The sequence below is a fragment of the Halorubrum rutilum genome, from assembly GCF_042665015.1.
Taxonomy (GTDB): domain Archaea; phylum Halobacteriota; class Halobacteria; order Halobacteriales; family Haloferacaceae; genus Halorubrum; species Halorubrum rutilum.
The window spans coordinates 194,320-218,805 of the sequence record NZ_JBHTBL010000005.1; the positions used below are offsets into that span (position 1 = coordinate 194,320).

Here is a 24,486-nt window from a genome sequence, read left to right on the forward strand (position 1 = left end):
TTAAAATACCTCTTCGGGCCCACACCGCCGCTACCGGACCCCGCCGGATCGGCCCGCCGGTCGCCCGACCGCCGGCCGGGTCACTCGTTCGGGCTGTAGTTCGGCGCCTCGTCCGTGATCATCACGTCGTGTGGGTGCCCCTCGGTCTGCCCGGCGCTGGAGACGCGGACGAACTCCGCGCGCTCGTGCAGCTCGGGGACCGTCTCGGCGCCGACGTACCCCATCCCGGAGCAGATCCCGCCGGTGAGCTGGTGGAGCTCCGAGGCGAGGCTCCCCTTGTACGGGGTCGCGGCCTCGACGCCCTCGGGGACGAACTCCTCGTCCTCCTCCTCCTCCTTGAGGTAGCGGTCGCCGCCGCCCGACTTCATCGCGCCGACCGAGCCCATCCCGCGGTACTGCTTGTACTTCTTCCCCTGCATCGTGATGACGCGGCCCGGCGCCTCGTCGGTGCCGGCGAAGTACGATCCGAGCATGACCGCGTTCGCGCCCGCGGCGAGCGCCTTGATCGCGTCGCCGGAGTAGCGGATGCCGCCGTCGGCGATCACCGGCACGCCGTGTTCGGTCGCCACGTCGGCGACCTCCGAGACCGCGGTCATCTGCGGCATCCCGGCGCCGCTCACGACGCGCGTGGTGCAGATCGAGCCCGGCCCGATCCCCACCTTCAGCCCGTCGGCGAAGTCGACGGCGGCCTCCGCGGCCTCGCGCGTGCCGACGTTGCCGACGACGACGTCGGCGTCGACGGTCCCTTTGATCGCCCGCGCCGAGTCGAGCACGTTGAGGTTGTGAGCGTGCGCGCAGTCGATGAAGATCACGTCGACGTCGGCCTCGTCGGCCGCGATCGCGCGCTCCTCCTCGAAGGGGCCGACGGCGACGCCCGCCAGCAGGCGGCCCTCCCCGTCGCGGGCGGCGTCCTCGTGCTCGCGGCGCTGGAGGATCCCCTGCATCGTGACGAGCCCGACGAGCCGGTCGTCGCCGTCGACGACCGGGACGCGCTCGATCTTGTGGTCGTACATCAGTTCGAGCGCCTCGCGCGCCTCGACGTCCTCCGGCGCGGTGATGACCTCGTCGGTCATCGCCTCGCTGACGGCGTCGTCCTCGCCGACCTCGAGGTACGGGCGGATGTCGGTGCCGGAGATGATCCCGAGAACGGTGTCGTCGCCGGCGACGACGGGGGCGCCGGAGACGCCCTGTCGCTCCATCACGGCGTCGGCCTCGCGCACGGTGTCGTCGGGCGAGACCGTCACGACGTTCTCGCGGCGGATGACGAGCTCGTGGGCGCGCTTGACGCGCTCGACCTCGGCCGCCGTCTCCTCGACGGTCATGTTGCGGTGGAGGACACCGAGCCCGCCCTCGCGGGCCATCGCGATCGCGAGGTCGCTCTCGGTGACGGTGTCCATCGCCGCCGACAGCACCGGCACGGTGAGTTCGACGTTCTTCGAGACGCGCGCGGAGAGGTCGGCGTCGTCGGGCTCGACCCGGCTCTCCTTGGGGCGGAGGAGCACGTCGTCGAACGTCAGCGCTTCCGGCACGTCGAGCTTCGCAGAGAATCGACCGGAGTTTGTCTCCATATAAACCGTCGTGAGTGCCGAATAAAAAACGTTGCGAGTCAGCACGGACGTGCACGTCGTTCTCATTCCTGGCCGGCAGATATGCGAATTCGTGGATCGAACAGAGCACGACGAGGCCGGTGTCGACCGGGGCTATCACCGTGGTCTCACGTCGCCGACATCGTTGGCGTTCCGTCCCGGCGGCCGCCGCCGCCTCGTTCGATTTCGCATGCCCGAACCGATCCGCGATTCGACGCCCGGGCGCCGGGTTCGGCGACGGATCGTCGGCGGAGCGGGCGATCGGCCGTCGGTTCCCGCCCGCACTCATAAGCGGACGCCGGCGATCGTCCGTGTCGTGCGGACGGGTCTCACACAACCTTTAACGCGACCGAAACGCGTATACGAAGTATGGACTCCGACAGTTCCATGAACGCGCGCACCGCCGGCCAGCCGATCCGCGTCCTCGGCGCCTCCTTTACAGCCGGCAATCCGCGCAAACTCTTCACATGGGCTCGTCGGGCCGCCTTCGGCTTCGACTCCGCACGCCGGGCCCTCGGCTATCGCGGGTCGTCCGCTTCCCACCGTCTCCCCGTCGGTCAGGGACATCGCCCCTGAATGAGCGTCTCACGCCACCCGATAGCGCTCCGCTTAGAGCGGCAGGTGGGCAGCGCGACGAAGCTGCTCGCGACGGTCATGGTGCTGCCGCTGATCGACGGCATCTTCCCCGCCCTCGTCGTCGCCGGCGTGTTGAGCACCGCGACCGGAGTCGTCGAGACCGGCATCCTCATCTTCGGCGGATCGGCGACCGCAGCCGTGATCCTCGCCGAGATGGACGGCAGCCGCCGCGAGATGGTGACCTCGGTGCTGCTGATCGGCGCGGTGGTCGTCCCGCTGGCGGCGCTCGAAGCCGCGTTCGCCCCCACGTTCAGGGGCTTCCTCAACCTCCCCGTCTTCGAGCGGTTCGCCGGGCTGGTGATCCTCACGATCGCCGCCAAGACCGCGAGCTCGGAGATCGGCGAGTTCCTGCCGAGCCCCGGCGTCATCATCGCGCTCGGGCTCGTCGCGAGCTTCGACCCCAGCGGCTTCGCGATCGAGACGTCGCCGGAGTACGTGGTCAACGGGGCCGCCGCGGCGGGCGTCGGCGTCGCGTTCGCGCTGTCGATCGCGCTGCTGTCGCCGCACCTCCGCGGCCGCGTCGACATCGACCGCTTCCGGTTCGGCTCGGCGGTCGCGCTCGGCGTGCTCGCGCTCCCCATCCTGCTCGGGCCGTTCGACCTGATGCAGACCGAAGCGCCGATCGCGCTGGCCGTCCTCGCCGTCACCACGCTGTTCGCCTACGACCCGAACGCGGGTCCCGTCGCGGACGCCGACGGCGACTCGCCGGACGACGGGCCCGTCGGCGGTGACGCGGAGGGCGATGGCGACGGTGACGCGGAGGGCGGCGACGCGGACGGCCCGGCGGACGACGAGACCCCCGGCGACGAGGGGATCGCGCCGACCGACCCGCCGCTCGACACCCCGCCGGACGCTCCCGGTCCGATCGTCAGCGACGACGTGACGGCGTTGGCCAACGGCGGCGACCGCGACCCGGACGACGACGCCGACCCGTTCACCGACGACGACTCCCGCGCTCCCTGGCTGTAGGCGTCGGCCCGGAACCGATCGGCCCCCGCTCCGGCGTGTCGCCGGGGTTTAGGTGCTCCGTCCGCTACGCCGTGTATGTCCAATCGCGTCGTTCAGGGGCGGATGGTGACGCCCGAGAAGCTCGCCGAGCTGGTCGAGGGCGAGCCGGTGCTCGAAGCCGAGTCGATCGCCGACGCCGACCGCGACTGTCCGGAGTGCGGCGGCGACGTCATCACCGTCGGCTACATGCCGAGCGTCACCGAGTTCGTCACCGGGTTCAAATGCCAGGAATGCGACTGGAGCGACGACGACCGCTGACGGAGGCGAGGCGTCGGTCGTGACGGTCGAGGGCGATCCGGTGTTCGACGCCGATCGCGTCGCCCTTCCGTCCCTCAATCGCTCGCGATCGAAACCCCTTTACCCGTCTTTCGGCAACGTCTCGATGCGACACCGCGTGGGGCTGTGGCCAAGCCAGGCATGGCGACTGACTCCAGAGGTCCGCGCCTGGGACGACGCTCCAGACTGATATACCGAGCGGGCGACTGATCATCGCTCGCGTTGACGACCCTCTGGAGTTCCGAGGCGCACCGGAGATATCAGTCGATCGGGGGTTCAAATCCCTCCGGCCCCATTTTTCTGCCGCCGCGCACGACGTCGCGAGCGGCGGCGATGTGACGAGTGAAGGGTTTCGACCGGGGAGCGACGGCGATCCGGCGTCCGACCACTGACCAGAAGCTTCCGAAAACGAGCGCCCCTCAGACAGTTATAAATTTTCTAACTGCCTCTGACAGCGTTTTGAACGATCGCGCCACATCGGTAAACAGTCTCGAAATGACCGGAGCGATCGTTAATCCAGGCGAAGCCGCGACAACGCTCTGCCCCTTATATGATGCCGGCCGTCCATGCGACGAGTACGTCCGGTGTTCCCCATGTCAAGCAAAACGTCCTCCCGATCGATTCGGGCGCCGATACGGATCGGCGCCACCCTGTCGAGCGCGTGTTGGAACCGAGCGGTCGCGAGCGTTCGGGCCGTCGCCTTCTGGGCGGCGATCCTGTTGCCGATCGCGTACGTGCCCGCGGCGTACGGCGTCGCGGGCTTCGAGCAAGGGTGGCGTCCGCTCGCGCTCATCGTCCTCCACGTCGCCTGCGTCGTCGTCGGTCACGACCACCACGGTTCCGGGGGTCACGCATGAGCGCGACCGAAGAGACCGTTCACTCGGCCGCCGAGCCCGAACCGTCGGCGTCGAAGGCCGATCGGCTCGCCGAGTTCCTCCGGACCGAGGCGGCGGACGGCGAGACGTACTTCAAAGCGAAGTTCATCGCCGACGACGTCGGCCTCTCGCCGAAGGAGATCGGCGCGCTGATCGTCCGACTTCGGGACTCGATGGAGGACGTCGAGATCGAGAAGTGGTCGTACACGGGCGCGACGACGTGGCGCGTCGCCCCGGCGTAGCGAGTCGCTGTCGGGCCGTAAGCCGTTACGCGGACACCACGGAATTTTGTTCGGGCAGCCCTTAGCATACCGCGTGAAACGAAACATCGGGCGGATCGACGCGCTCGTCCGGATCGCGGCCGGCGTCGCGATCGCCGTGCTCGCGGTCCTCGCGGCAACCGGGCGCCTGACCGTTCCGGTCGTCTCCGCGGTCGGACTCGGCGTCGCGGGGGCGGTCCTGATCGTCGAGGGCGCGACGCGTCGGTGTCTCCTCTACCGCGTGCTCGGAATCGACCGCTGTCCGGCGGACTGAACTCCCGCTCGGTGTCCGTCCGAGCGACAGCGATTCCGAGCGATTCGGAGCTCGTTTCGAAACGACCCGCAAAAATGAGCGCTGCGGGATCGTGAACCACGGTCGTCCCGCCTCGCTTCATACCCCGATTCAAACCTTCGACCCGGATTTAGCTCTTCCTGTGCGGTCGTCGCAAAATCATGGGCGCTGCAGGAACCCTGTCCACCCCGTAACAACCTAGTATCAATCAGCAGGCTGGTCCAGAATCCGCCGCCTCCCGACTGGGATTTGCTGGACCAACTATGGACGACCTCGAACCAATCGCGCCCGACGAAGCACTCGCACTGTACATCGACCATCGACGACGCGAAGTGGCCAAATCGACCCTTCGCTCCCACAAATCCCGCCTCGGACACTTCGTCCGCTGGTGTGAACACGAAAAGGAAATCACGAATCTCAACGAGCTCACCGGCCGTCTTCTCCACGAGTTCCGACTATGGCGGCGAAGCCACGACGGGGAAATCAAACCGGTCACCGAAAAAACGCAGATGGATACGCTTCGCGTGTTCATCCGGTTCCTAGAGACTGTCGACGCAGTCAAACCCGACCTCAGCGAGAAAGTTCTCTCACCCGACCTTGATGCCGACGAAAACGTACGGGACGACCGGCTCACTCCCGAGCAGGCCGAAGCCATCCTGACCCACTTGGGGAAATACGAGTATGCCTCGCGAGCACACGTGGTTCTCACGCTCCAGTGGCATACGATGCTCCGTCGTGGAGCAGTCCGAACACTCGATTTGTCGGACTACCATCCAGACGACCAGTCGCTGGAAATTCGCCATCGACCAGAGACGGACACGCCAATCAAGAATAAAATGGTGGGAGAACGGTTCGTCGCGCTCTCTTCGGAGGTCTGTGCTCTGCTTGATGACTGGATAGACAACCAACGACCGGATGTTGTTGATGAATTCGGGAGGGAGCCACTCATCGCAACACCACACGGACGAATGCACGCTACCACGCCGACGACGATTGTGTACAACTGGTCGCGGCCGTGTAGAATTGGACTTCAATGTCCTCTCAATCGGGACCCGGAAGAATGCGAAGCTGCGGAGTACGTCCACGCATCGAAGTGTCCCGAGAGCGTGTCATCGCACGCTGTTCGCCGAGGTGCGATAACGCATCATCTCAGCTCGGATGTTCCGGTTGAGGTCGTCTCAGCCCGTGCGAACGTGAACCCAGATACCCTCGACAAACACTACGACCGGCGGGATGAGAAAACGAAGATGGAACAGCGGAGAAAATACCTCAACAATATATAATCCAAACTACACAACAACCGTGAGTCGGTATTCACAACTTTTTATTACTCCTACGGTGTCCGGCAGTGCTCGTAGGATGTCTGGCTACCAGTCTTTCTGGACCGTTCTACTGGAAACTTGTAAGAAGTTATCTACCCGTCCAGAAGGTCATCTAAGTCGCCGGCAGTCAGCGAATTATGCTCCTCAAGATATGCATCAACATCTTCAACCGTGTCCAAATCTGTAATCATATCAAGTTTCTGTTGGGCTTGCTGGCTGAATTTTCCCAGTTCGCCTTGGTCATATTCGTGGTCTTCGTCAACGTAGAGAACGTAAATTATATGATAGTTAGTATTGCCCTCGGGTATGAACGTGACTACTTTTGCGTATACACGGCCCGCTTCGCTGAATTTGATTATATCTAAGTTTCCAATTTGTTCGTAAACATACCCGTCAGGCGGCGCAGTTTCCTTCGCGATATTCCTGAGTTTCGTTAGTAGGTTCTTTTGTTCGGAAGCACTCAGACCAGCGAGATGGTTAGGGAACCTCCCATCAAATATAATGTGCGTCTCTTCAGACCCGCCTAGAGGAATATGCGCCACACAGCTTCAAGAGACGGTAATGCGACTTAAAAGTTTAAAATTTGAGAACGGCTTCGATTTCGTCCTTGCTAGCGGTGTTGCCCTCTGCAAGGTTATCAATCGCTTCGAGAACCTCTACCGGTACAGAGGGCTCATCGTCTCCCTCTGACTGAGCGGGTTCCCGAGCGAATTCAGTCGACATACGAGCAGTTAAGTGATTCATCGCTATAAATCTACTCCCTAGCCATCAGCTCCGAAAGTGGAAGTCTGGAAACCATCTATGAAGGTCATTGTGATTTCAGTCAAAGTATGAGCTACTGTGGGAAAACTCAGAGCTTCCGCTATCTGCTGTTTCGTGCCCTCTAAGGAATTATTTGATGGAAAGGCCTCTATGCGCCATATTTCTGGTTTTGTTGGTGTGCCATCTTCATCAACCTCATCCGGGCCTCCATCTTTTCTTGCTTGGTCCGGAAGTCGTAGTGCCGGTCGAGAATCTTCTCGGATACGTCGCACCTCTCTGAGAGTACCATCTTTGGAATCGCATCCTTGAGACTGGCTGTGATATACCCTTTCCGAACCGGATGGGTGCTCAGACTGTCTGGGCACTTGAATGCCCAGTTATTTCTCTTGGCGGCATCGCACTCACGCGGGTCTCTACCGTAGGGACACTCCATACCGATAGCGCAGGGACGCGTCCACGCGTAGAAGTACGTGCGAATGGTCGACTTCGAAACTCGCCCATGCGAGGTAGTCAGCAACGGTGCTCGGCCGTACTCGTCTGACTGGTCCACCCGCTTATCATCAAGGTAGTCATCCAGAACGTCACAAACGTCCAGAGTAATACTAACATCGCGTTCACCCTCCTCACCATTCTTCAGTGTCGTTCCCGTCTTCGGTCGGTGTCTCAATTTCAGATACCCACCTTCCCTCTGGGACACGTAGTCCGACACGTCAAGCGAATGAATTCCACCCAATTGTGCTCCACTCTCTGCATACAGGAGCCAGATGACGTGGTGAAGGCTCGCATACTCGTACCGAGCAAGCCAATCGAGTATTTGCTTCGCAGTGTGTGAATCGAGAATTTCATCTCGAACCTCGTCACTTCGGCTGACCTTCGGTATGAGGACGTACTCGTGTAGACCGGGCGTGACGAATTCCCACTGCTCACATCGCTTGATGAACACTCGAAGAATCTTTTGCTGCGTCTCTTCTGACTTGGGTCGTAGTTTCTTGACCTTCGTCGGTGCTTCTTCTCGCCTCCAGACACGGTAATCCGCGAGGTCGTTACCCGTTAATTCGCTCAGGTCAGTGATTCCCCTCACCTCATCACACCAGACAACGAAGTGGTTGTACAAGGCAGAACGGTGCGTGTACTCAGTACCAGCTCTCATATTTCGGGTCTGGAAGTATTTGTCCACGGCCTCTTTCGGTGTCTTTGACGAGAGTGATGGACTCAGTTCCTCCGACATCTTGTCCGTGAACATCTGCATCATCTCTTCCGCAGACAGGTCAGAGACCTTCGGAGATGTGTCGTCAGCAGCGCTCATTTGTGGCTCACCTCGCGGAAGAAAGACGGCATTTTACTGAGATTCATGCACGGGTCAATCACAGCCGATTCATTCGTTTCCATTACTCCTACAAACGTCTGAATGTAGTATAAGTGTGACTAGTTTTGGAATTTCTAAAGTAGAAGGATTCATATACTAGATGGAGGAAAGACTGAGAAAGTAGAAGAAGTTAAATAGCCAAATTCAGGGTTACTGTGCCCTATACCCAGATTTCAATTGTCTGTGTTGTTCGAGAATAATCGGCATTTTCACATCGGCTATCTTCGCTAGGGGCAGCCCTATATTCTGGATAATATTAGACGTTTGTCCAATATGGTATCGCGAGCATTTCGGTCGAGACTCCCTTTACAAAAGACCGACCTCTTACCCAAGAAATTCGACTGATGACGACAAGCTCGTTGAGGGCACCACATAGCATATGACTATCTTGTCTTCGATTCTGTACGTTACATGAACTTCTGCGAAGATTGTGGAGTTCTCATCGCACCTAAGGCCTCCAGCAGCCGCTGTCTGTACGACATTATTCCGCGAGATGAATTCCGGGGAGCGAATCACGTACTGCTAAATCCCACGTTCGGGTCCGCATCACGCTTGGTGAGTGGAGCAGATGCAGACATCGTCCTTGACGAGATGCTCGTCGACATCAAGACCGTCAAGAATCTCAAATTGAAACCGGATTATTGGCGTCAGCTTGTCGGGTATGTCGTGTTAGCTGACCTCGCGGGAGACGAGTTAGATGAAATGCCTCGTTTCTCTGAAGTCGGCATCTACTATGCTCGGCACGGGACACTGTGGCGGTCGTCTGCCACGGATATCTACGAACACGAGAAGTATGAGCAATTCAAGACGTGGTTCCGTGAGAAAGCTGAGGAGCATTTCGGCCAATCAACGTGACGACATCGTCCACCGTTAGTAGCAGAAACTGCTACCGTCTACGTTCACTAACTTGTGCGCCTCGTTGTGATTCATACTCGAATGGCTTTCAACATCCACAGACACACAGTGAGAATAGTCTAAACTACATACACTCGGCGACTTAGTCAATAAGGCGGGCTTCAAGGCGGTCAAGGATTTCCCAAAGCAACGGAACTGGCTGGAGACTGCGGAAGGAGATAGCCTCATACACGTACTCGTCATTAGCCGCCGGGCGTTCTTGATAGTGCGCCCATCCATCCACGTGCGGATTCGGTTCGTGGTGCCACCCACAGTCGAAGCCCGAGCTTTCGCTGTAATGAAAGGCGAATTCGGGGTCTGCGTCGGCAGCCTCGCCCGCGTACCACCGAAGGGTGAGTGTTCCCTCGTCCGCTTCGCTGCCGAGGATAGCAGGGTCAAGTGTCGCAACGACACGGATGAATTGGCCGGGCGGCTCCCCACTCGCATGTTGGACGGTAGGGTGTCGCTCAATCGTGCGTCTGAGTTCGAGTAGAATCGTGTGCGATGCCTGTCCGGGGTCGTAGCCGCCGTCGAACGCGAACATCCGGTCAGGCAGGTGCTGGGGTACTTCCAGCGTAGTCAGAGTAATGCTCGATAGCGTCCTCTACAAGTTGGAGACGATACGAGATGATGTCCCAGTCGTTCGCAGTCCGGCGCATCTCTCGCGTTGCCTCGGCAGTATCGGCATGTGCCGCCTGCTCGCGAAGGTCGCTCGGTGAATCCGCGTCGTACTCGGTTTTCCACTCCTCGACCTGCTCCTGTAGGTCGCCACGCAGTTCGAGAAGGTCGTCGCGGGTCCGGTTGTCGAGGAGGTCGCGGAGAGCTTGCATTCGCGTGTAGAGCGGGTCGGGTTCGTACCGGGTTGCAGTCCCTCCGGTAGCGGTTCGGAGAACATTCATTTCCACGAGGCGTTGGAGGTGGTCGCGCGCAGTATTTCCCGCGACGTGGGCCTGCTCTGCAATCCAGTCAGCCGGCTTAGGCTCGGAAACTGTAACGGCGACCGCGCGCACGCGGTCAAAGGCACTCTGGTGCTCTTTCCAGAGCTCGGCCCCAGATTCATCTGTCATGCGTAGCGGTTAGCGCTGAACTACAATAATTCTATTGGGGACACAAACTATTGAACAAGAACGATGTCATCAGAGGTGGCGAGCTGACCACGAGAGAGGCTGAATCGTTCTCCAGAAGGTCAAGCGTCAGTAGCTTTATTATGAACTACGGTAATCTTGACTCTAGCAAATCGCACGACGGAGGAGATGGGGATGACGTGGCATAATGAACTCTACTCCAATATCGGAGAAAGGTTTAAATACACCTCGTCGCCGTCTGTTGACTCCTAGGTGTTATGCGGCAGGATGGGCGCTGCAGGATTTGAACCCGCGACAACTTGGTCCGAAGCCAAGCACTCTATCCAGACTGAGCTAAGCGCCCGTGCCGTGTGGTATTCCGCTGGACGTTTTAACTCCCGCGGTTCGGACCCGATCGGCGGTCATCGCGGGCGGCCGTCGGGTCGCGGCCGTGACCGATCAAAAAGAATATTATCGGGACCGAGCATGGTTTCCGTAGTAGATGTGTTCTGGTCGTACGGCCTCGCGGCCGAACGAGAGGCCCGGGTCGCTTTCGCCGTCGCCGAGGTGCGCCCATGTATGACCTGAGGCCGCACTTCGACGAGGAGGTCGACCCCGGGACGAACCTCCTCCTCACCGGCCCGCCGCTGACCGGCAAGCGGTCCATGATGATGGACGTGTTGGCCGCCGGCACCGACCGCGGCGACGGCGCGATCGTCGTCACCACGAAGGACGGCGCCGACCGGGTGCTGAAAGACTACGAGAAGCGAACCGCGTACGAGGGGAAGCCGGTCGCCGTCGTCGACTGCGTCACGCGCCAGCAGGGCGTCGGCGACGCCCGCGAGTCGGACCGTATCAAGTACGCCTCCTCCCCGGTCGACATGACGGGCATCGGGATCAAGCTCTCCGAGTTCCTGCAGGCGTTCGGCGACCGCGGGATCGACCGGAACCGCGTGATGGTCCACTCGCTCTCGACGCTGCTGATGTACTCGGACCTCCAGACCGTGTTCCGGTTCCTCCACGTGTTCACCGGACGCATCCAGAGCGTGAACGGGCTGGGCCTGTTCAGCATCGACTCGACCTCCCACGACGACCAGGCGATGAACACGATCAAGCAGCTCTTCGACGGCGTCGTCACGCTCTCCGAGGACGACGAGCCGAGTATCCGGTTGGCCTGAGCGCCGAGCGGGGGCGACCGCCGGGCGGTTTAATTCCCGCGACCGCGTACGCCCGGCCATGCCCACCACCGACGACGAGGGACTCGACCGACTGCTCGACGCCGAGACGGTCGCCGTGATCGGCTGCTCGACGACGCCGGGGAAGGCGGCCCACGACGTGCCGGCGTACCTCCAGCGGCACGGCTACCGGATCGTGCCCGTGAACCCCTTCGCCGACGAGGTCCTCGGCGAGCCCGCGTTCGACGAGCTCGCGGACGTCGAGGCCGAGGTCGACCTCGTGAACGTGTTCCGCCCGAGCGAGGAGGTGCCGGAGATCCTCGAAGCGGTGCGGGAGCGACACGCGGCGCGCGGCGACGCGGGCGCGGCGTGGCTCCAGCTCGGGATCGGCCACGACGAGGCGGCCGCGGCCGCCGAGGCCGACGGGATCGAGGTCGTACAGGACCGCTGTATGAAGGTCGAACACGGTCGCCTCCGGGGGTGACGGCGGGGACCGGCGGCAGAGGGCTCACCCCTCCCACTCCTCGAAGCTCCGGTAGACGCCCTTCGAGAGGTAGCGCTCGGAGGAGTCGCAGAATATCGTGACGACGGCGTCGTGCGGGGCGTCGATGTCGCCGTCGCGGACCTCGCGGGCGACCCGCTTCGCCGCGATGGCGTTCGCGGCGGCGGACGAGGCGACGAGCTGTCCCTCCTCGGCCGCGAGCCGGCCCATCTCCTCGTGGACCGCGCGGTCGGGAACGGTCAGGATGTCGTCGACGAGGTCGGGGTCGAACAGCTCGTTCCGCGAGATGTCGTGGGTGCCGATCCCCTCGGTCTTGTACGCCCCGTGGTCGACCTCCTCGCCGAGGAACTCGCGGTAGGCCGACCCCTCCGGCTCGACCGCGACGACGCAGGTGTCGGGGTCGCGCTCGCGGAAGTAGCGGGCCGTCCCCATCAGCGTCCCGCCGGTGCCGACGCCCGCGACGACGGCGCCCACCTCGCCGTCGAGCGCCTCGTCGATCTCGGGGGCGGTGGTCTCGTAGTGGGCCTCGGCGTTGAGCGGGTTCGAGAACTGTTGGGGGACGACGGCGTCGTCGAGCTCGTCGGCGATCTCGTGCGCGCGGTCGATGGCGAACCCCATCCCGTCCTCGCTCGGGGTGTTGACAACCTCCGCGCCGAGCGCCCGCATGAGCTGCTGTTTCTCCACCGAGAACCGCTCGGGGACGACGAAGACGGCGTCCAGCCCGAGCTGCTTCGCCGCGACGGCGATGCCGATCCCGGTGTTCCCCGCGGTCGGCTCGACGACGGTGCCGCCCTCGCCCACGTCGCCGCGCTCGAGCATCCGTTCGAGCATGTGCTTCCCGATCCGGTCTTTGACGCTCGCGCCGGGGTTGAACGTCTCCAGCTTCGCGTACACCGGTACCGCGTCCGGCGAGTCGTGTACCCGGACGAGCGGCGTCTCCCCGATCGTCTCCAGCACGGACGACAGGGGCTCCCGATGGGTCGTCATGTTCCCGCAATCGTTGCCGCCCCTTTTGCGTGTTTCCATGGCCGCGTCGACCGCCACCTGTCGTCGCCGTCGGCGGGCGTTGCCGCCGCCCGTGACGCGACCGGATCGACGGTCTCGTCAACGGGTGCCGGGGATCGAACAAACTTATGCCCCTCGTCCGGTTCCGAAGAGGTATGAGCGAGACCGATGCGCAGGCCGACGTGACGGTCGTCCTTCCGGACGGATCAGAGCTGGACGTTCCGGCGGGGGCGACAGTAGAGGACGTCGCCTTCGAGATCGGCCCCGGGCTCGGTCGCGACACCGTGGCGGGGAAGATCGACGGCGAGCTCGTCGAGAAGCACGCCGAGGTCCACGACGGCGCGCGGGTCGAGATCGTCACCGACCAGTCCGACGAGTACCTCACCGTGCTGCGCCACTCCGCCGCCCACGTGTTCGCGCAGGCCCTCCAGCGGCTCCGCCCCGAGGCGACGCTCACCATCGGTCCCCCGACCGACGACGGGTTCTACTACGACGTGACCGACGTCGACCTCGACGAGGACGACCTGGCCGAGATCGAAGACGAGATGGAGGCGATCATCGAGGCCGACTACGACATCGAACGCGAGGTTCGCTCCGGCGAGGAGGCCAGGGAGATCTACGCCGACAACGAGTACAAGCTGCAGATCTTGGAGGAGGAGGCCGACGACGAGGAAGTGACCTTCTACGTCCAGGACGGCTGGCGCGACCTCTGTCAGGGCCCCCACGTCGAGTCGACCGGCGAGATCGGCGCGGCGGCCCTCCTAGAGGTCTCCGCGGCGTACTGGCGCGGCGACGAGGACAACGACACGCTCACGCGCGTGTACGGCACCGCCTTCGCCTCCGAGTCCGACCTCGAAGAGCACCTCGAACTGCGCGAGGAGGCGTTGGAGCGCGACCACCGGAAGATCGGCCAGGAGATGAACCTCTTCTCCATCCCAACGGTGACCGGGCCCGGGCTCCCGCTGTACCACCCGCCGGGCAAGACCGTGCTCCGCGAGCTCTCGGAGTTCGCGAACGAGCTCAACCGCGAGAACGGGTACGAGGAGGTCGAGACCCCGCACGTGTTCCGCACCGAGCTCTGGAAGAAGTCCGGCCACTACGAGAACTACAAGGACGACATGTTCCTCCTCGACGTCAACGACGAGGAGTACGGGCTCAAGCCGATGAACTGCCCGGGCCACGCGACGATCTTCGACCAGCAGTCGTGGTCGTACCGCGACCTCCCGCAGCGCTACTTCGAGAACGGGAAGGTGTACCGGAAGGAGCAGCGCGGCGAGCTCTCCGGCCTCTCGCGCGTCTGGTCGTTCACCATCGACGACGGCCACCTGTTCGTCCGCCCCGACCAGATCCGCCGGGAGATCGAGTCCGTCATCGAGATGATCTTCGAGGTCGTCGAGACGCTCGACCTCTCCGTCGAGGTCGCGCTGGCGACCCGCCCGGAGAAGTCCGTCGGCGGCGACGAGATCTGGGAGTCCGCGGAGGAGCAGCTGCGCGAGGTGCTCGACTCCGGCGGCTACGACTACGACGTCGAGCCCGGCGACGGCGCCTTCTACGGCCCGAAGATCGACTTCGGCTTCGAGGACGCGCTGGGCCGCGTCTGGGACGGCCCCACCGTCCAGCTCGACTTCAACATGCCCGAGCGGTTCGACCTGACGTACACCGGCGAGGACAACGAGGACCACCGGCCGGTGATGATCCACCGCGCGCTGTACGGGAGCTACGAGCGCTTCTTCATGGTGCTCATCGAGCACTTCGACGGCGACTTCCCGCTGTGGCTCGCGCCGGAACAGGTCCGGATCCTCCCCGTCTCCGACGAGACGCTCGGCTACGCCCACCAGGTGAAAAACGAGCTGGCCGAGGCCGGCTTCCGCGTCGAGGTCGAGGACCGCGACTGGACGGTCGGCCGCAAGATCCGCGCCGGCCACGACGACCGGCTCCCGTACATGGTCATCGTCGGCGACGACGAGGAGGCGGCCGGCACCGTCTCGGTGCGCGACCGCTTCGAGAACCAGCGCGGCGACGTCGAGCTCGACGCCTTCGTCGACCACCTGACCGACGAGCGCGACGAGAAGCGGACCGAGCCCGACTTCGTCGACGCGGCGTGACCCCGGCCGCTCCCGGGCGCTCGCCCCGCCGGCTCACGCCGGCTCGACGCCGGTGACCTCGAACCGCGCGCCGCCGCGGTCCCCCTCGACGAGCGCGACCTCCCACCCGTGCGCGCCGGCGATCTCCTCGACGATGCTCAGTCCGAACCCGGTGCCCTCGTCCGTCGTCGTGTACCCCGTCTCGAACACCCGGTCGCGCTCGGCGGTCGGGACGCCCCGACCGTCGTCTGACACGTAGAACCCGGTGCGGTCGGACAGGGGGCCGACGGCGACCGTGATCCCGTCCGCGCCGTCCGCCCCTCCGTCCCCGTCCGCGGGCGCGTGCTCGGCGCTGTTCCGGAAGAGGTTCTCCAGCAGCTGTCGGAGCCGAGTCCGGTCGGCCGTGATCCGGTGCCCGTCAGCCTCCGAGCGCAGCGCGGCCCCCGCCGTCTCGGTCGTCTCCCACGCGTCGGCCGCGACCTCGCCGAGGTCGACGTCGTCCACGTCGTCGACCGGCAGCCCCTCCCGGGCCATCGTGAGGAGGTCCTCGGTGAGCGTCTCCATCCGTTCGAGCGCGCGGTCGATCGGCGGGACGTGCTCGCTGTCGCACTCGGCCGCGAGGAGGTCGAGGCGACCCATCGCGGTGTTCAGCGGGTTCCGCAGGTCGTGGCTCACCACGCTGGCGAACCGGTCGAGCCGGTCCCGCTCGCGCCGGAGCTCCGACCGCGCCCGCTGGCGCTCCAGCTCGTAGCTCATCCAGCGGGTCAACAGCTCCACGAACGTCCGCTGCGTGTCGGTGAACGCCTCGCCCCTGGCGGCCGTGCTCGCGAAACAGAGGGTGCCGTACCGATCGCTCCCGATCTCGATCCGGCCCCCGATGTACGAGTTCAGCTCGAACCGGTCGTACGCGGGGTCCTCGTCCCACCCCTCGTCGGCCGCGTTCACGATCGTCAACAGGCTGTCGAGCTCGACGGTCCGCTTGCAGTACGCCTCTTCGAGCGGACAGCTCTCGCCGGCCCGCAGCTCCGGGTGTTCGGCGTTCGAGAACTCGACGTACTGGGTGTCGCCCTCGATCCGGGTGAGGAAGCCGTTCGGCATCCCGAGGTACTCACAGCCCAGCTCCAGCATCGACTCGACCTTCTCCTCGAACGAGCGGTCCTGGTCGGACGACACCGCGTACAGCCGCTGGGTCGCGTGGAGGCTCTCCTGTCGCCGCTGTTCCAGCTCCCGCCGCTCGGTGATGTCGCGGAGGTACACCGAGAGCCCGCTCTCGGACGGGAACGCTCGCACATCGAACCACGTCCCCAGCGGCCGGTAGTGCGAGTCGAACGAGACCGGCTCCTGGGTCTCCATCGCCTCGTGGTACTCGTCGTAGAACTCCGTGTCGACGGCGTCGGGGATCGCCTCCCACAGGTGGGTTCCCTCGATCGACTCCGCGTCGCCGAGCGCGTCGTCGGTCATCGCCGATTGGAGGATCTCCGCCGCCCGTTCGTTGGCGTACGTGACCCGCCAGTCGGTGTCGACCGCGAAGAACCCGTCGGCCATCCGGTCGAGGACGGTCCGGAAGTCCTCCTCGGACCCCGGTCCGGGCGACAGGTCAGTCATACCGCCGGGTTCGGCCACCACCCATTTAGGTAACCCGGATCCCGGCCCGCGTCGTCGCGGCGGCGACGCGGCCGTGGCCCGCGTTCGGTTGCGCGTTCCGTCGCGTTTTTACCGTCTCCGCTCCGTTTGTCGCGTATGTCGAAGCAGGTTCCGACGCTCGACGAACGGCCGCCCGACGTCGGCGAGCTGACACCGCCCGACCGCACGCTGATGGGGCCCGGGCCGAGCGACGTCCACCCGCGCGTGCTTCGGGCGATGAGCACGCCGCTGGTCGGCCACCTCGACCCGTCGTTCGTCGAGATCATGGACGAGGTCCAGGAGCTGCTGCGGTACGCGTTCCGGACGGACAACCGGTGGACGATCCCGGTCTCGGGCACCGGCTCCGCGTCGATGGAGGCCGCGATCGGGAACCTCGTCGAGCCGGGCGACACGATGCTCGTCCCGACGAACGGCTACTTCGGCGGGCGGATGCGGTCCATGGCCGAGCGGGCGGGCGGCGACGTCGTCGAGGTCGACGCCCCGTGGGGCGAGCCCCTCGACCCGGTCGACGTCGAGCGCGCGTTCGACGAGCATCAGCCGGACGTGTTCGGCTTCGTCCACGCCGAGACGAGCACGGGCGTCCGCCAGCCCGACGTGTCGGAGCTGACCGACATCGCCCACGCCCACGACGCGTACGTGATCGCCGACTGCGTCACCTCGCTCGGGGGCGTCGAGATGCGCGTCGACGAGTGGGGCGTCGACGTCGCCTACTCGGCGCCGCAGAAGTGCCTCTCCTGTCCGCCGGGCGCGAGCCCGCTCACGCTCAACGACCGCGCGATGGAGAAGGTGCTCTCGCGCGAGGAGCGGGCCCGGTCGTGGTACCTCGACCTCTCGCTGTTGGAGGGGTACTGGGGCGACGAGCGCGCGTACCACCACACCGCGCCGATCACGAACGTCTACGCGCTCCGCGAGGCGCTCCGGCTCGTCGCCGAGGAGGGGATCGAGGACCGGTGGGACCGCCACCGCGCCGTCGCCGGCGAGCTGAAGGCCGGGCTGCGGGACCTGGGGCTGGAGATGAACGCCGCCGAGGAGTGCTGGCTGCCGAGCCTGAACGCCGTGCGCGTCCCCGACGGCGTCGACGACGCCGCGGTCATCGACCGGCTCCTCGACGAGTACGACCTGGAGATCGCCTCCGGACTGGGCGATCTCGAAGGGGAGATCTGGCGGATCGGCTGCATGGGGCGCTCCGCACGCCGGGAGAACGTCGAGTACCTGCTGGCCGCGCTGGCGGACGCGCTGGCCGAGCAGGGGTACGAGGCCTGAGCCCGCGGCGCCCCGCACCGGAGCGCGGTACCGCCTCTCACTCGCCTTTTTGTCCGTCGCCGACGGCGGTCTCGGTATGTCCGACGCGTTCGGCCGAGCGATCCGCGACCACTTCCGCGGCGAGCGGGACGAGCCCCTCCTGCACCGCGACGGCGGCGAGACCGTCGAACACCCGATCGAGGCGTTCTACTTCGCCGACTTCGACCCGAGCGCGGACCCGGCCCACGAGTGGCTGGCGTCCCGGCTTCGGGGGCCGCTCGTCGACCTCGGCGCCGGCACCGGTCGACACGCGCTGTACTTCCAGGAGCGGTTCGAGACGGTCGCGATCGAGCCGAGCCCGGCGCTGGTCGAGACGATGCGGGACCGCGGCGTCGACGACGCCCGCGAGGGCGACATGTTCGCGCTGCGCGAGCAGTTCGAGCGCGACCGGTTCGGCTCGGCGCTCGCGAACGGGACTCAGGTCGGGCTCGCCGGCTCGATGCGGGGACTGAGCGAGTTCCTCGGCGACCTCGCGCACGTGACCGCGCCGGACGCGACCGCCGTCGTCGACTCCTACGATCCGACCCATCCGGCGACCGCCGAGCTCGTCGGCTACCGGGACGACCCGACTCCGGGGCTCGCGCACCGCGTCATGTTCTTCGAGTACGAGGGCGAGACGAACCCGGTCCTCCAGCTCCGGCTGTTCAGCCCCGCTCGGCTCCGCGAGGCCGCGATCGGGACGGGCTGGGAGCTCGGCGAGGTCGCCCGCGGCGGCGAGGGGAACGAGTACCACTACCGCGCCGCGCTGCGGAAGCGTGGCGACGCGTGAGCTCCGGGGCAGTCGTGGCGGTCGCACCGGCCGCGCGGCGGGTCGATAGCGTCGACGCCGCCGTCGGCGCCGGCCGTAGCGGCCTCAGCGACTCTCTCGACCGTCGACGGACAGCGACCGCGGCCCGCGGCCGCCTCGCGACCGCCGCCGGAGTTTTACCTCGGCGCGCGCGTCTCCCCGCCATGGGCGACCCAGCCTGCGACCGCCGGTTCTGTCCCGAGTGCGACCTCGCCGTCGCGCGGGCCGACGACGCCTGCCCCGAGTGCGGCGCGTCGCTCCCCGAGTGACCGAGGGCGCGGTCAGAGCGTGTCGCCGAACTTGTCTCGGCGGAAGAGGTCGATCTCCTGAGCCGACGACCCACGGCGCGTGGCCGCGAACGCGATCGCCTCGGCGACCTCCTCGGGCTCGGTCACCGTGCCCGGCTCGAACCGCTCCTCGAACGGCTCGCCGTCCTCGCTGCCGAACTCCGTGCGCACCTCGGAGGGGTTCACTACCGAGACGGCGACGCCCTCGTCGCCGACCTGCGCCGCGACGCTGTGCGCGAAGCCGCGCACCCACCACTTCGTCGCGGCGTACACCGGATTGAACGAGCGCGGGTACTGGCCCGCGAAGCTCCCGACCACGACGAGCGTCCCCTCGCTCTCCTTCAGCCGCGGGAGCGCTTCGCGCGCGAGGAAGAACGTCCCGTCGACGTTCGTCTCCTGCATGGCGAAGTACTCCTCGTCGGTCATCGTCTCCACGTCGCTGCCGCGGCCGAGCCCCGCGTTGGAGACGACGACGTCGAGCCCGTCGAAGCGGTCGACGACCGCCTCGACCGCGGCCTCGCCCGTCGCCCGGTCGCGGACGTCGCCGTCGACGACCAGCGCGCTCGCGTCGTGCTCGGCCTCCAGGTCCGCCGCCACCGACTCCAGCGCCTCGCGCCGCCGGGCCAGCAGCGCGACGTTCGCGCCGCGGGACGCCAGCGCGTGCGCGGTCGCCTCGCCGATCCCGGAGCTCGCGCCCGTCACCAGTGCCGTCTCGCCGTCGAGCGTCGTCATGTCCGGCGGATCGCAGAGCGCGGTGATAAAGGATCGCGTCGGGGAAGCGGTGGCTCGTTCTGCGGTCGACACGGACAGATCAGCCCCAACAATAGGAAATTGACACAGCATATTAACACGCTCTATGGTGAATACGAGCTTGAGTTCGAGCGTAATTATACCGACGAGTAAACCTACTCCATTACGGTGGTTTTTTGATCAGTTTGTCAAATACGATCTTATGAGTGACGGTGGTAACAGTGATCTAATTCTCGAAGCGATATTGAGCACACATGAGCAGCAACTTCAGACATTGCGACAAGGACGCCTTTCCTTACTGAGAATTGCGAGTTTTAATATAGTTTTACTTAGTATGTTACTCGCATTTGCCGGTGTAGCTATACAAACAAGCCTACCTATTGGGCTGCTTGAGTTCTCCATACCAATTGCATTACAGATATTAGCTATTCTACTCGCCATAATCAAATACAGAAATTTGACTGAAGCTTGGGGATACGGGCTTAATCGTGAATTTGTAGCAGAAATAAATTCAGAATCGAGAAGTATCGCTACTGAGGAGATTGTTGGGATATATCAGAATGCAATTGACAAAAATAGACGAGAAATAGGCTCTATTGGAACCTGGATATTTGGAATTATTTGTATAATGTGTGTATCGCTCGGATCATTGTTTGGCCTAATCGTGATTCCGGCTTGAGTCTCCTCATACTATATTTTGAGGACTGCAGAGTACGCATTTTTGATGACATTCAGGAAGAGCTGCATTGAGGAGGCTTGTCGTTCTCGCTCACTGTTCAGGTTATGTAGTGGTATCTCGACTTTGTCACAGTCAATTCTCACGCTGAGACAGACACCGCAACACCACGGAGATGACACTCATCCGCGCACTCATTAAATGTGGGCTCAGGTACCCGGGAAATGTTCAGTTACCAGACGAACTCACTCTGCGATTTGTGTTGACTTTGAGGTGGTAAGTCTGCAGTCCTGTGATATACGCGGCTCAAATTGTTTAGTGAATGAGCGGGCCAGGCGCGATTGTGAACTACGAGAAGACGGTCGCTCGCTTCGCTCGCGCTGCGACTTCTCTACTTCAAACCGCTTCCGTCCGGTTCCCTCACCGCATCGCTGTCGCTCTGCGGTTCGGTGCACGGGCCGGGCGCGATTTGAACACGCGACCGACGGATTAAGAGTCCGTCGCTCTCCCTAACTGAGCTACCGGCCCTCACCGAATTCTACCGCTGTCGAGGTAAAAGACCTTTTCATTCGACGACGCGGTCTCCGGGGCGCCGTCGTCCCCGATGGACTCACCGCTTCCGCCCGCCCCGCGCGGAGAGCGCACTCGTTAAGTGTCGTCCCGGGGAAATCACGTGCAATGAGTGGGGCATCCGGATCGGCGCGGACGCGATACGCCATCCTCGGCTGTGGCAGCGTCGGACACGCCGTCGCGGAGGAGCTGACCGGTCGCGGCAAGGACGTGCTCATCCTCGACCGCGACGAGAGCCGCGTCGAGGCGCTCCGCGATCAGGACCTCAACGCCCAGGTGCAGGACATCGCCGAGCCGGACGTCGTCGACGCGATCGACGGCCGCGACATCGTGCTGATCCTCGCCAGCGACGTCGAGGCCAACAAGGCGGCCGTCTCGGCCATCCGCGACGTCGGCGGCGACCACTACCTCGTCGCCCGCGCCTCCGACCCGGTCAGCGAGGACGAGCTCCGCGAGCGCGGCGCCGACGTGGTGATCAACCCCTCGACCGTGATCGCCGACAGCGCCCTCCAGTCGCTCGAAACGGGGGAGCTGGAGTACATGGCGCGCCAGCTCGCGGAGATCATCGAGAAGGGCGGCGGCCGGATGGCGATCCTGACCCACGACAACCCGGAGCCCGACTCGATCGCGTCGGCGACCGCGCTCCAGGCGATCGCGGGCGCGTTCGGCGTCGAGGCCGACATCCTCTACTCCGGCGACGTGGGGCACCAGGAGAACCGCGCGTTCGTCAACCTCCTCGGGATCGACCTCGTCGCGCGGTCCGACGCGCCCGACCTCTCGGAGTACGAGACGGTCGCCGCGGTCGACCTCGCGAAGTCGGCCGACGACGGCTTCGACTTCGACGTCGACATCGACGTCTACGTCGACCACCTGGAAGCCGACGTGCCGTTCGACGCCCGGTTCGTCGATGTGCGGACCAACGTCTCCTCGACGTCGACGATCCTCACGAAGTACCTCCAGGAGTTCGACCAGTCGCCGACCGAGGCGGTCGCGACCGCGCTCCTCTACGGGATCCGCGCCGAGACGCTCGACTTCAAGCGCGACACGACGCCCGCGGACCTGACGGCGGCCGCGTACCTCCACCCGTTCGCGAACCACGACACCCTCGAACAGGTGGAGTCGCCGTCGATGAGCCCCGAGACGCTGGACGTGCTCGCGGAGGCGATCCAGAACCGCGAGGTGCAGGGGAGCCACCTCTTCTCGACCGCCGGCTTCATCCGGGACCGCGAGGCGCTCGCGCAGGCGGCCCAACACCTCCTCAACCTGGAGGGGATCACGACGACCGCCGTCCTCGGGATCGCCGACGACACCATCTACCTCGCCGCGCGCTCGAAGGACATCCGGCTGAACATCGGCAACGTCCTCGACGAGGCGTTCTCGGAGATGGGCGACGCCGCCGGTCACTCGACGCAGGGGTCGCTGGAGATCCCCCTCGGCATCTTCACCGGCATCGAGGCGAGCGGCGAGAACCGCGACACCCTCCTCCACCTCACCGAGGAGGCCGTCCGCCGGAAGCTGTTCGACGCCCTCGGCGTCGAGGGCGGCGACGGCGGGAACGGGTCGTAGCGGGACGCGTCGACGCGAGCACCGCCGGCCCGACCGCCGGATCCGTTTTACTCGTCGGTTCCGTATCCCCGAGCGAGCGCGCCGCGACCAGCATGCACGTCCCCGACGACCCGCCCGACGCCTGCCCCGCCTGCGGCGACCCGTACGACTCGGTCTCGCGACACGCGGGCGGCTTCGTGGCGAACCTGCTGGACAACGAGCGCTACCGGCGGGTCTGTTTCCACCCCGCGACCGACGACGGCGACCCCGCCTTCGACTGCTATCACCACACGCACGAGCAGGCCGGCACCGACTGACGGGGTCGCGGTCGAACCGCGAAGTCGACCTAGAAGCCGTCGCCCTCGGTGATCGAGGTGTACGAGCCGATCAGCGCGCCGGAGAGGTCGACCCCCTCCAGCGTGACGCCCTCGTCGATCACGGAGTTCCGGATTTCGGAATCAGTGATCGTCGCGTCCGGGAAGACGACCGCGCGGTCGAGCGTCGAGTCGGTGACGGTCGCGCCCGACATGACGTGGACCACGTCGCCGAGGTCGGAGCCCTCGACGGTCGCGTCGTCGGCGACGAGCGTGCCGCCCTCTAAGGCGTACTCGACCGCGTCGAGGTAGCTGTCGGCGGTGCCGATGTCGAACCACGCGCCGTCGAAGGTGTACGCGTGGACCGCCCCGCGCCGCTGGAGCCACTGGAGGAACCAGCCCGGCTCGTCCGGGTTGTTGTCGTCGTCCAGGTAGGTCGTGAGCTTCGGGAGCGTCTCGGCGGGGAACGCGTAGCAGGCGATGGAGACGAGCGTCGACTGCGGGTCCTCGGGCTTCTCCTGGAAGTCGATCACCTCGTCGCCGTCGAGCTGGACGAGCCCGTACGACTTCGCGCGCTCGCGGTCGCCGACGTCGTAGGCGGCCAGCGTCGGCGTCCCCTTCGACTCGAAGAAGTCGGTGAAGTCGGCCAGGTCGAAGCTGATCATGTTGTCGCCGGCGACGACGATGAGGTCGTCGTCGACGTCCTCGCGGTCGACGAGCTGTTCGAGCGCCCCCACGACGCCGAACTTCTCGTCCTCCTCGACGGTCTCCTCGACCGAGAGCGTCGGCTTCTCGAACGGGCTGTCGGTGAGGTACTCGTCGAACGTGTCGGCGAAGCGCTCGTTGGTGGAGACGAACACCTCGTCGACGCGCTCGTCGGCCTCTAGGTCCTCGAAGATCTCGTCGATGACGGTGTTGTCGCCCACCGGCAGGAACATCTTCGGACGGTGCTCGGTGATCGGCCAGAGTCTGGTCGCGTAACCCCCCGCGAGTACGACGGCTTTCATACCGCACCCGTCTCACCCCGGTGGCATACCTCTTTTGCTCCTGTCAACCGCCGACAACGCGGCGGGGAGCGGTCGCGGAGGGACGGCGGCGGGCGCGACTCACTCGCTCAGCCGGTCGGTGTCGATGCTCACGCCGGGCGGGGTGACGACGAGGAACCCGCGGAAATGCATCAGCTCGCCGCCCATGTCCTTCACCTCGCGGGCGAAGCCCGCGGCCAGCTCGTTGAGGTCGCCCTCGATCGAGAGGACGAGCGTGTTGCCGTAGTCGACGCTGCGGACCCACTCCTTCGGGTCGGTCGTCCCGTCGAGGACGCCGAGGACGACGTCGCCGGCGGCCGCGATCGCCTCGTCCATCTGCTCTTCGGCGTCGCGTAAGTCGAGGTCCCAGTCGCTCATACCACAGGGTCGCGAGGCGCCGGCAAAAACGTTCGGACGCCGCGGACCGCGTTGGCGGACGGAACGCCGCCGGGGTGACCCGCCACGGCCCCTTCACGGAG

At 64.7% G+C, this 24,486-nt stretch carries 26 protein-coding genes, 3 tRNA genes and 1 pseudogene; 17 read left to right on the forward strand and 13 right to left on the reverse strand.

The window, feature by feature from the left end; genetic code table 11:
- Positions 1–80 precede the first annotated feature (80 nt).
- Positions 81–1,568 (reverse strand): IMP dehydrogenase, encoded by a 1,488-nt coding sequence (guaB, locus tag ACFQMF_RS07250; protein ID WP_256409469.1) that lies wholly within the window; start codon positions 1,566–1,568, stop codon positions 81–83.
- 387 nt (positions 1,569–1,955) lie between these two features.
- Between guaB and ACFQMF_RS07255 the strand changes: the two genes are divergently transcribed.
- The 8 genes from ACFQMF_RS07255 to ACFQMF_RS07290 all read left to right on the forward strand — a co-directional run bounded on the left by ACFQMF_RS07255 (position 1,956) and on the right by ACFQMF_RS07290 (position 6,216).
- Positions 1,956–2,162 (forward strand): DUF8099 family protein, encoded by a 207-nt coding sequence (locus ACFQMF_RS07255; protein ID WP_256409470.1) that lies wholly within the window; start codon positions 1,956–1,958, stop codon positions 2,160–2,162.
- Positions 2,163–3,191 (forward strand): DUF5794 domain-containing protein, encoded by a 1,029-nt coding sequence (locus tag ACFQMF_RS07260; RefSeq protein ID WP_256409471.1) that lies wholly within the window; start codon positions 2,163–2,165, stop codon positions 3,189–3,191.
- Between the two features lie 75 nt (positions 3,192–3,266).
- Positions 3,267–3,488 (forward strand): DUF5795 family protein, encoded by a 222-nt coding sequence (locus ACFQMF_RS07265; RefSeq protein WP_092565533.1) that lies wholly within the window; start codon positions 3,267–3,269, stop codon positions 3,486–3,488.
- A 138-nt stretch (positions 3,489–3,626) separates the two neighbouring features.
- Positions 3,627–3,801: transfer RNA gene (locus ACFQMF_RS07270), tRNA-Trp, on the forward strand.
- A gap of 298 nt (positions 3,802–4,099) precedes the next feature.
- Positions 4,100–4,363 carry a DUF8028 family protein gene (locus ACFQMF_RS07275; RefSeq protein WP_256409472.1) on the forward strand — a complete coding sequence of 88 codons (264 nt, stop codon included), beginning with the start codon at positions 4,100–4,102 and terminating at the stop codon, positions 4,361–4,363.
- Entirely contained in the window at positions 4,360–4,623 is a 264-nt protein-coding gene (locus ACFQMF_RS07280) for a DUF7123 family protein (protein ID WP_256409473.1), read from the forward strand. The genes ACFQMF_RS07275 and ACFQMF_RS07280 overlap by 4 nt, the downstream gene beginning before the upstream one ends.
- Before the next feature lie 73 nt (positions 4,624–4,696).
- On the forward strand, positions 4,697–4,915 hold the full coding sequence (locus ACFQMF_RS07285) for a YgaP family membrane protein (RefSeq protein ID WP_256409474.1): 219 nt from the start codon (positions 4,697–4,699) through the stop codon (positions 4,913–4,915).
- Between the two features lie 281 nt (positions 4,916–5,196).
- Entirely contained in the window at positions 5,197–6,216 is a 1,020-nt protein-coding gene (locus ACFQMF_RS07290) for a tyrosine-type recombinase/integrase (protein WP_256409475.1), read from the forward strand.
- A 131-nt stretch (positions 6,217–6,347) separates the two neighbouring features.
- Here ACFQMF_RS07290 and ACFQMF_RS07295 read toward each other — a convergent pair whose 3' ends face one another.
- From ACFQMF_RS07295 to ACFQMF_RS07305, 3 genes are all read right to left on the reverse strand, one after another.
- Complete coding sequence (locus tag ACFQMF_RS07295; RefSeq protein WP_256409476.1) at positions 6,348–6,797, reverse strand: hypothetical protein; 450 nt, start codon at positions 6,795–6,797, stop codon at positions 6,348–6,350.
- A 34-nt stretch (positions 6,798–6,831) separates the two neighbouring features.
- Complete coding sequence (locus tag ACFQMF_RS07300) at positions 6,832–6,978, reverse strand: hypothetical protein (RefSeq protein ID WP_255150403.1); 147 nt, start codon at positions 6,976–6,978, stop codon at positions 6,832–6,834.
- 187 nt (positions 6,979–7,165) lie between these two features.
- Positions 7,166–8,323, reverse strand: a complete 1,158-nt coding sequence (locus tag ACFQMF_RS07305) for a tyrosine-type recombinase/integrase (RefSeq protein WP_256409477.1) — start codon at positions 8,321–8,323, stop codon at positions 7,166–7,168.
- A 615-nt stretch (positions 8,324–8,938) separates the two neighbouring features.
- Between ACFQMF_RS07305 and ACFQMF_RS07310 the strand changes: the two genes are divergently transcribed.
- On the forward strand, positions 8,939–9,238 hold the full coding sequence (locus ACFQMF_RS07310) for a hypothetical protein (protein ID WP_256409478.1): 300 nt from the start codon (positions 8,939–8,941) through the stop codon (positions 9,236–9,238).
- Between the two features lie 142 nt (positions 9,239–9,380).
- Here ACFQMF_RS07310 and ACFQMF_RS07315 read toward each other — a convergent pair whose 3' ends face one another.
- The 3 genes from ACFQMF_RS07315 to ACFQMF_RS07325 form a co-directional block, all read right to left on the reverse strand.
- A complete protein-coding gene (locus tag ACFQMF_RS07315; RefSeq protein WP_256409479.1) occupies positions 9,381–9,821 on the reverse strand; it encodes a hypothetical protein in 441 nt (146 codons plus the stop codon).
- A gap of 4 nt (positions 9,822–9,825) precedes the next feature.
- Complete coding sequence (locus ACFQMF_RS07320; RefSeq protein ID WP_256409480.1) at positions 9,826–10,344, reverse strand: DUF7342 family protein; 519 nt, start codon at positions 10,342–10,344, stop codon at positions 9,826–9,828.
- A gap of 286 nt (positions 10,345–10,630) precedes the next feature.
- A tRNA-Arg gene (locus ACFQMF_RS07325) sits at positions 10,631–10,705 on the reverse strand.
- Positions 10,706–10,916: 211 nt separating this feature from the next.
- Between ACFQMF_RS07325 and ACFQMF_RS07330 the strand changes: the two genes are divergently transcribed.
- Both ACFQMF_RS07330 and ACFQMF_RS07335 read left to right on the forward strand, forming a co-directional pair.
- Complete coding sequence (locus tag ACFQMF_RS07330; protein ID WP_256409481.1) at positions 10,917–11,519, forward strand: RAD55 family ATPase; 603 nt, start codon at positions 10,917–10,919, stop codon at positions 11,517–11,519.
- A 58-nt stretch (positions 11,520–11,577) separates the two neighbouring features.
- On the forward strand, positions 11,578–12,000 hold the full coding sequence (locus ACFQMF_RS07335; protein ID WP_256409482.1) for a CoA-binding protein: 423 nt from the start codon (positions 11,578–11,580) through the stop codon (positions 11,998–12,000).
- Positions 12,001–12,024: 24 nt separating this feature from the next.
- On the opposite strand, the gene ACFQMF_RS07340 is transcribed toward ACFQMF_RS07335, so the two are convergent.
- A complete protein-coding gene (locus ACFQMF_RS07340) occupies positions 12,025–13,005 on the reverse strand; it encodes a PLP-dependent cysteine synthase family protein (RefSeq protein WP_256409483.1) in 981 nt (326 codons plus the stop codon).
- 146 nt (positions 13,006–13,151) lie between these two features.
- On the opposite strand from ACFQMF_RS07340, the gene thrS reads away from it, so the two are divergent.
- The gene (thrS, locus tag ACFQMF_RS07345; protein ID WP_256409484.1) at positions 13,152–15,128 is read left to right on the forward strand and encodes a threonine--tRNA ligase; all 1,977 of its coding nucleotides are present in this window, start codon (positions 13,152–13,154) and stop codon (positions 15,126–15,128) included.
- 33 nt (positions 15,129–15,161) lie between these two features.
- On the opposite strand, the gene ACFQMF_RS07350 is transcribed toward thrS, so the two are convergent.
- On the reverse strand, positions 15,162–16,712 hold the full coding sequence (locus ACFQMF_RS07350) for a PAS domain-containing sensor histidine kinase (protein ID WP_256409485.1): 1,551 nt from the start codon (positions 16,710–16,712) through the stop codon (positions 15,162–15,164).
- Between the two features lie 135 nt (positions 16,713–16,847).
- On the opposite strand from ACFQMF_RS07350, the gene ACFQMF_RS07355 reads away from it, so the two are divergent.
- Both ACFQMF_RS07355 and ACFQMF_RS07360 read left to right on the forward strand, forming a co-directional pair.
- Positions 16,848–18,014, forward strand: a complete 1,167-nt coding sequence (locus ACFQMF_RS07355; protein ID WP_256409486.1) for a pyridoxal-phosphate-dependent aminotransferase family protein — start codon at positions 16,848–16,850, stop codon at positions 18,012–18,014.
- Positions 18,015–18,090: 76 nt separating this feature from the next.
- Positions 18,091–18,822, forward strand: coding sequence for a methyltransferase domain-containing protein (locus ACFQMF_RS07360; protein ID WP_256409487.1), 732 nt, complete (start codon positions 18,091–18,093; stop codon positions 18,820–18,822).
- Between the two features lie 299 nt (positions 18,823–19,121).
- Here the strand turns inward: ACFQMF_RS07360 and ACFQMF_RS07365 are convergent, their stop codons facing one another.
- On the reverse strand, positions 19,122–19,859 hold the full coding sequence (locus tag ACFQMF_RS07365) for an SDR family oxidoreductase (protein ID WP_256409488.1): 738 nt from the start codon (positions 19,857–19,859) through the stop codon (positions 19,122–19,124).
- A gap of 220 nt (positions 19,860–20,079) precedes the next feature.
- On the opposite strand from ACFQMF_RS07365, the gene ACFQMF_RS07370 reads away from it, so the two are divergent.
- Entirely contained in the window at positions 20,080–20,556 is a 477-nt protein-coding gene (locus ACFQMF_RS07370) for a hypothetical protein (protein ID WP_256409489.1), read from the forward strand.
- A gap of 451 nt (positions 20,557–21,007) precedes the next feature.
- On the opposite strand, the gene ACFQMF_RS07375 is transcribed toward ACFQMF_RS07370, so the two are convergent.
- Positions 21,008–21,081: transfer RNA gene (locus tag ACFQMF_RS07375), tRNA-Lys, on the reverse strand.
- Positions 21,082–21,231: 150 nt separating this feature from the next.
- On the opposite strand from ACFQMF_RS07375, the gene ACFQMF_RS07380 reads away from it, so the two are divergent.
- A complete protein-coding gene (locus ACFQMF_RS07380; protein WP_256409490.1) occupies positions 21,232–22,689 on the forward strand; it encodes a DHH family phosphoesterase in 1,458 nt (485 codons plus the stop codon).
- Between the two features lie 92 nt (positions 22,690–22,781).
- Complete coding sequence (locus ACFQMF_RS07385) at positions 22,782–22,985, forward strand: hypothetical protein (RefSeq protein ID WP_256409491.1); 204 nt, start codon at positions 22,782–22,784, stop codon at positions 22,983–22,985.
- 29 nt (positions 22,986–23,014) lie between these two features.
- Here ACFQMF_RS07385 and ACFQMF_RS07390 read toward each other — a convergent pair whose 3' ends face one another.
- Together ACFQMF_RS07390 and ACFQMF_RS07395 are read right to left on the reverse strand one after the other, a co-directional pair.
- Positions 23,015–23,989, reverse strand: coding sequence for a sugar phosphate nucleotidyltransferase (locus ACFQMF_RS07390; RefSeq protein ID WP_256409492.1), 975 nt, complete (start codon positions 23,987–23,989; stop codon positions 23,015–23,017).
- A 102-nt stretch (positions 23,990–24,091) separates the two neighbouring features.
- A pseudogene (locus ACFQMF_RS07395) lies at positions 24,092–24,385 on the reverse strand (DUF5779 family protein); the annotation flags it as partial.
- Positions 24,386–24,486 lie beyond the last annotated feature (101 nt).

Bases quoted from the DNA above. Each gene is read 5' to 3' on its own strand.
- ACFQMF_RS07315 (WP_256409479.1), bottom strand. From the start codon at position 9,821: ATGTTCGCGTTCGACGGCGGCTACGACCCCGGACAGGCATCGCACACG.
- thrS (WP_256409484.1), top strand. From the start codon at position 13,152: ATGCCCCTCGTCCGGTTCCGAAGAGGTATGAGCGAGACCGATGCGCAG.
- ACFQMF_RS07335 (WP_256409482.1), top strand. From the start codon at position 11,578: ATGCCCACCACCGACGACGAGGGACTCGACCGACTGCTCGACGCCGAG.
- ACFQMF_RS07260 (WP_256409471.1), top strand. From the start codon at position 2,163: ATGAGCGTCTCACGCCACCCGATAGCGCTCCGCTTAGAGCGGCAGGTG.
- ACFQMF_RS07370 (WP_256409489.1), top strand. From the start codon at position 20,080: ATGAGTGACGGTGGTAACAGTGATCTAATTCTCGAAGCGATATTGAGC.
- ACFQMF_RS07365 (WP_256409488.1), bottom strand. From the start codon at position 19,859: ATGACGACGCTCGACGGCGAGACGGCACTGGTGACGGGCGCGAGCTCC.
- ACFQMF_RS07340 (WP_256409483.1), bottom strand. From the start codon at position 13,005: ATGACGACCCATCGGGAGCCCCTGTCGTCCGTGCTGGAGACGATCGGG.
- ACFQMF_RS07320 (WP_256409480.1), bottom strand. From the start codon at position 10,344: ATGACAGATGAATCTGGGGCCGAGCTCTGGAAAGAGCACCAGAGTGCC.
- ACFQMF_RS07390 (WP_256409492.1), bottom strand. From the start codon at position 23,989: ATGAAAGCCGTCGTACTCGCGGGGGGTTACGCGACCAGACTCTGGCCG.
- guaB (WP_256409469.1), bottom strand. From the start codon at position 1,568: ATGGAGACAAACTCCGGTCGATTCTCTGCGAAGCTCGACGTGCCGGAA.
- ACFQMF_RS07255 (WP_256409470.1), top strand. From the start codon at position 1,956: ATGGACTCCGACAGTTCCATGAACGCGCGCACCGCCGGCCAGCCGATC.
- ACFQMF_RS07305 (WP_256409477.1), bottom strand. From the start codon at position 8,323: ATGAGCGCTGCTGACGACACATCTCCGAAGGTCTCTGACCTGTCTGCG.
- ACFQMF_RS07350 (WP_256409485.1), bottom strand. From the start codon at position 16,712: ATGACTGACCTGTCGCCCGGACCGGGGTCCGAGGAGGACTTCCGGACC.
- ACFQMF_RS07300 (WP_255150403.1), bottom strand. From the start codon at position 6,978: ATGTCGACTGAATTCGCTCGGGAACCCGCTCAGTCAGAGGGAGACGAT.
- ACFQMF_RS07330 (WP_256409481.1), top strand. From the start codon at position 10,917: ATGTATGACCTGAGGCCGCACTTCGACGAGGAGGTCGACCCCGGGACG.
- ACFQMF_RS07280 (WP_256409473.1), top strand. From the start codon at position 4,360: ATGAGCGCGACCGAAGAGACCGTTCACTCGGCCGCCGAGCCCGAACCG.
- ACFQMF_RS07290 (WP_256409475.1), top strand. From the start codon at position 5,197: ATGGACGACCTCGAACCAATCGCGCCCGACGAAGCACTCGCACTGTAC.
- ACFQMF_RS07275 (WP_256409472.1), top strand. From the start codon at position 4,100: ATGTCAAGCAAAACGTCCTCCCGATCGATTCGGGCGCCGATACGGATC.
- ACFQMF_RS07360 (WP_256409487.1), top strand. From the start codon at position 18,091: ATGTCCGACGCGTTCGGCCGAGCGATCCGCGACCACTTCCGCGGCGAG.
- ACFQMF_RS07385 (WP_256409491.1), top strand. From the start codon at position 22,782: ATGCACGTCCCCGACGACCCGCCCGACGCCTGCCCCGCCTGCGGCGAC.
- ACFQMF_RS07380 (WP_256409490.1), top strand. From the start codon at position 21,232: ATGAGTGGGGCATCCGGATCGGCGCGGACGCGATACGCCATCCTCGGC.
- ACFQMF_RS07355 (WP_256409486.1), top strand. From the start codon at position 16,848: ATGTCGAAGCAGGTTCCGACGCTCGACGAACGGCCGCCCGACGTCGGC.
- ACFQMF_RS07265 (WP_092565533.1), top strand. From the start codon at position 3,267: ATGTCCAATCGCGTCGTTCAGGGGCGGATGGTGACGCCCGAGAAGCTC.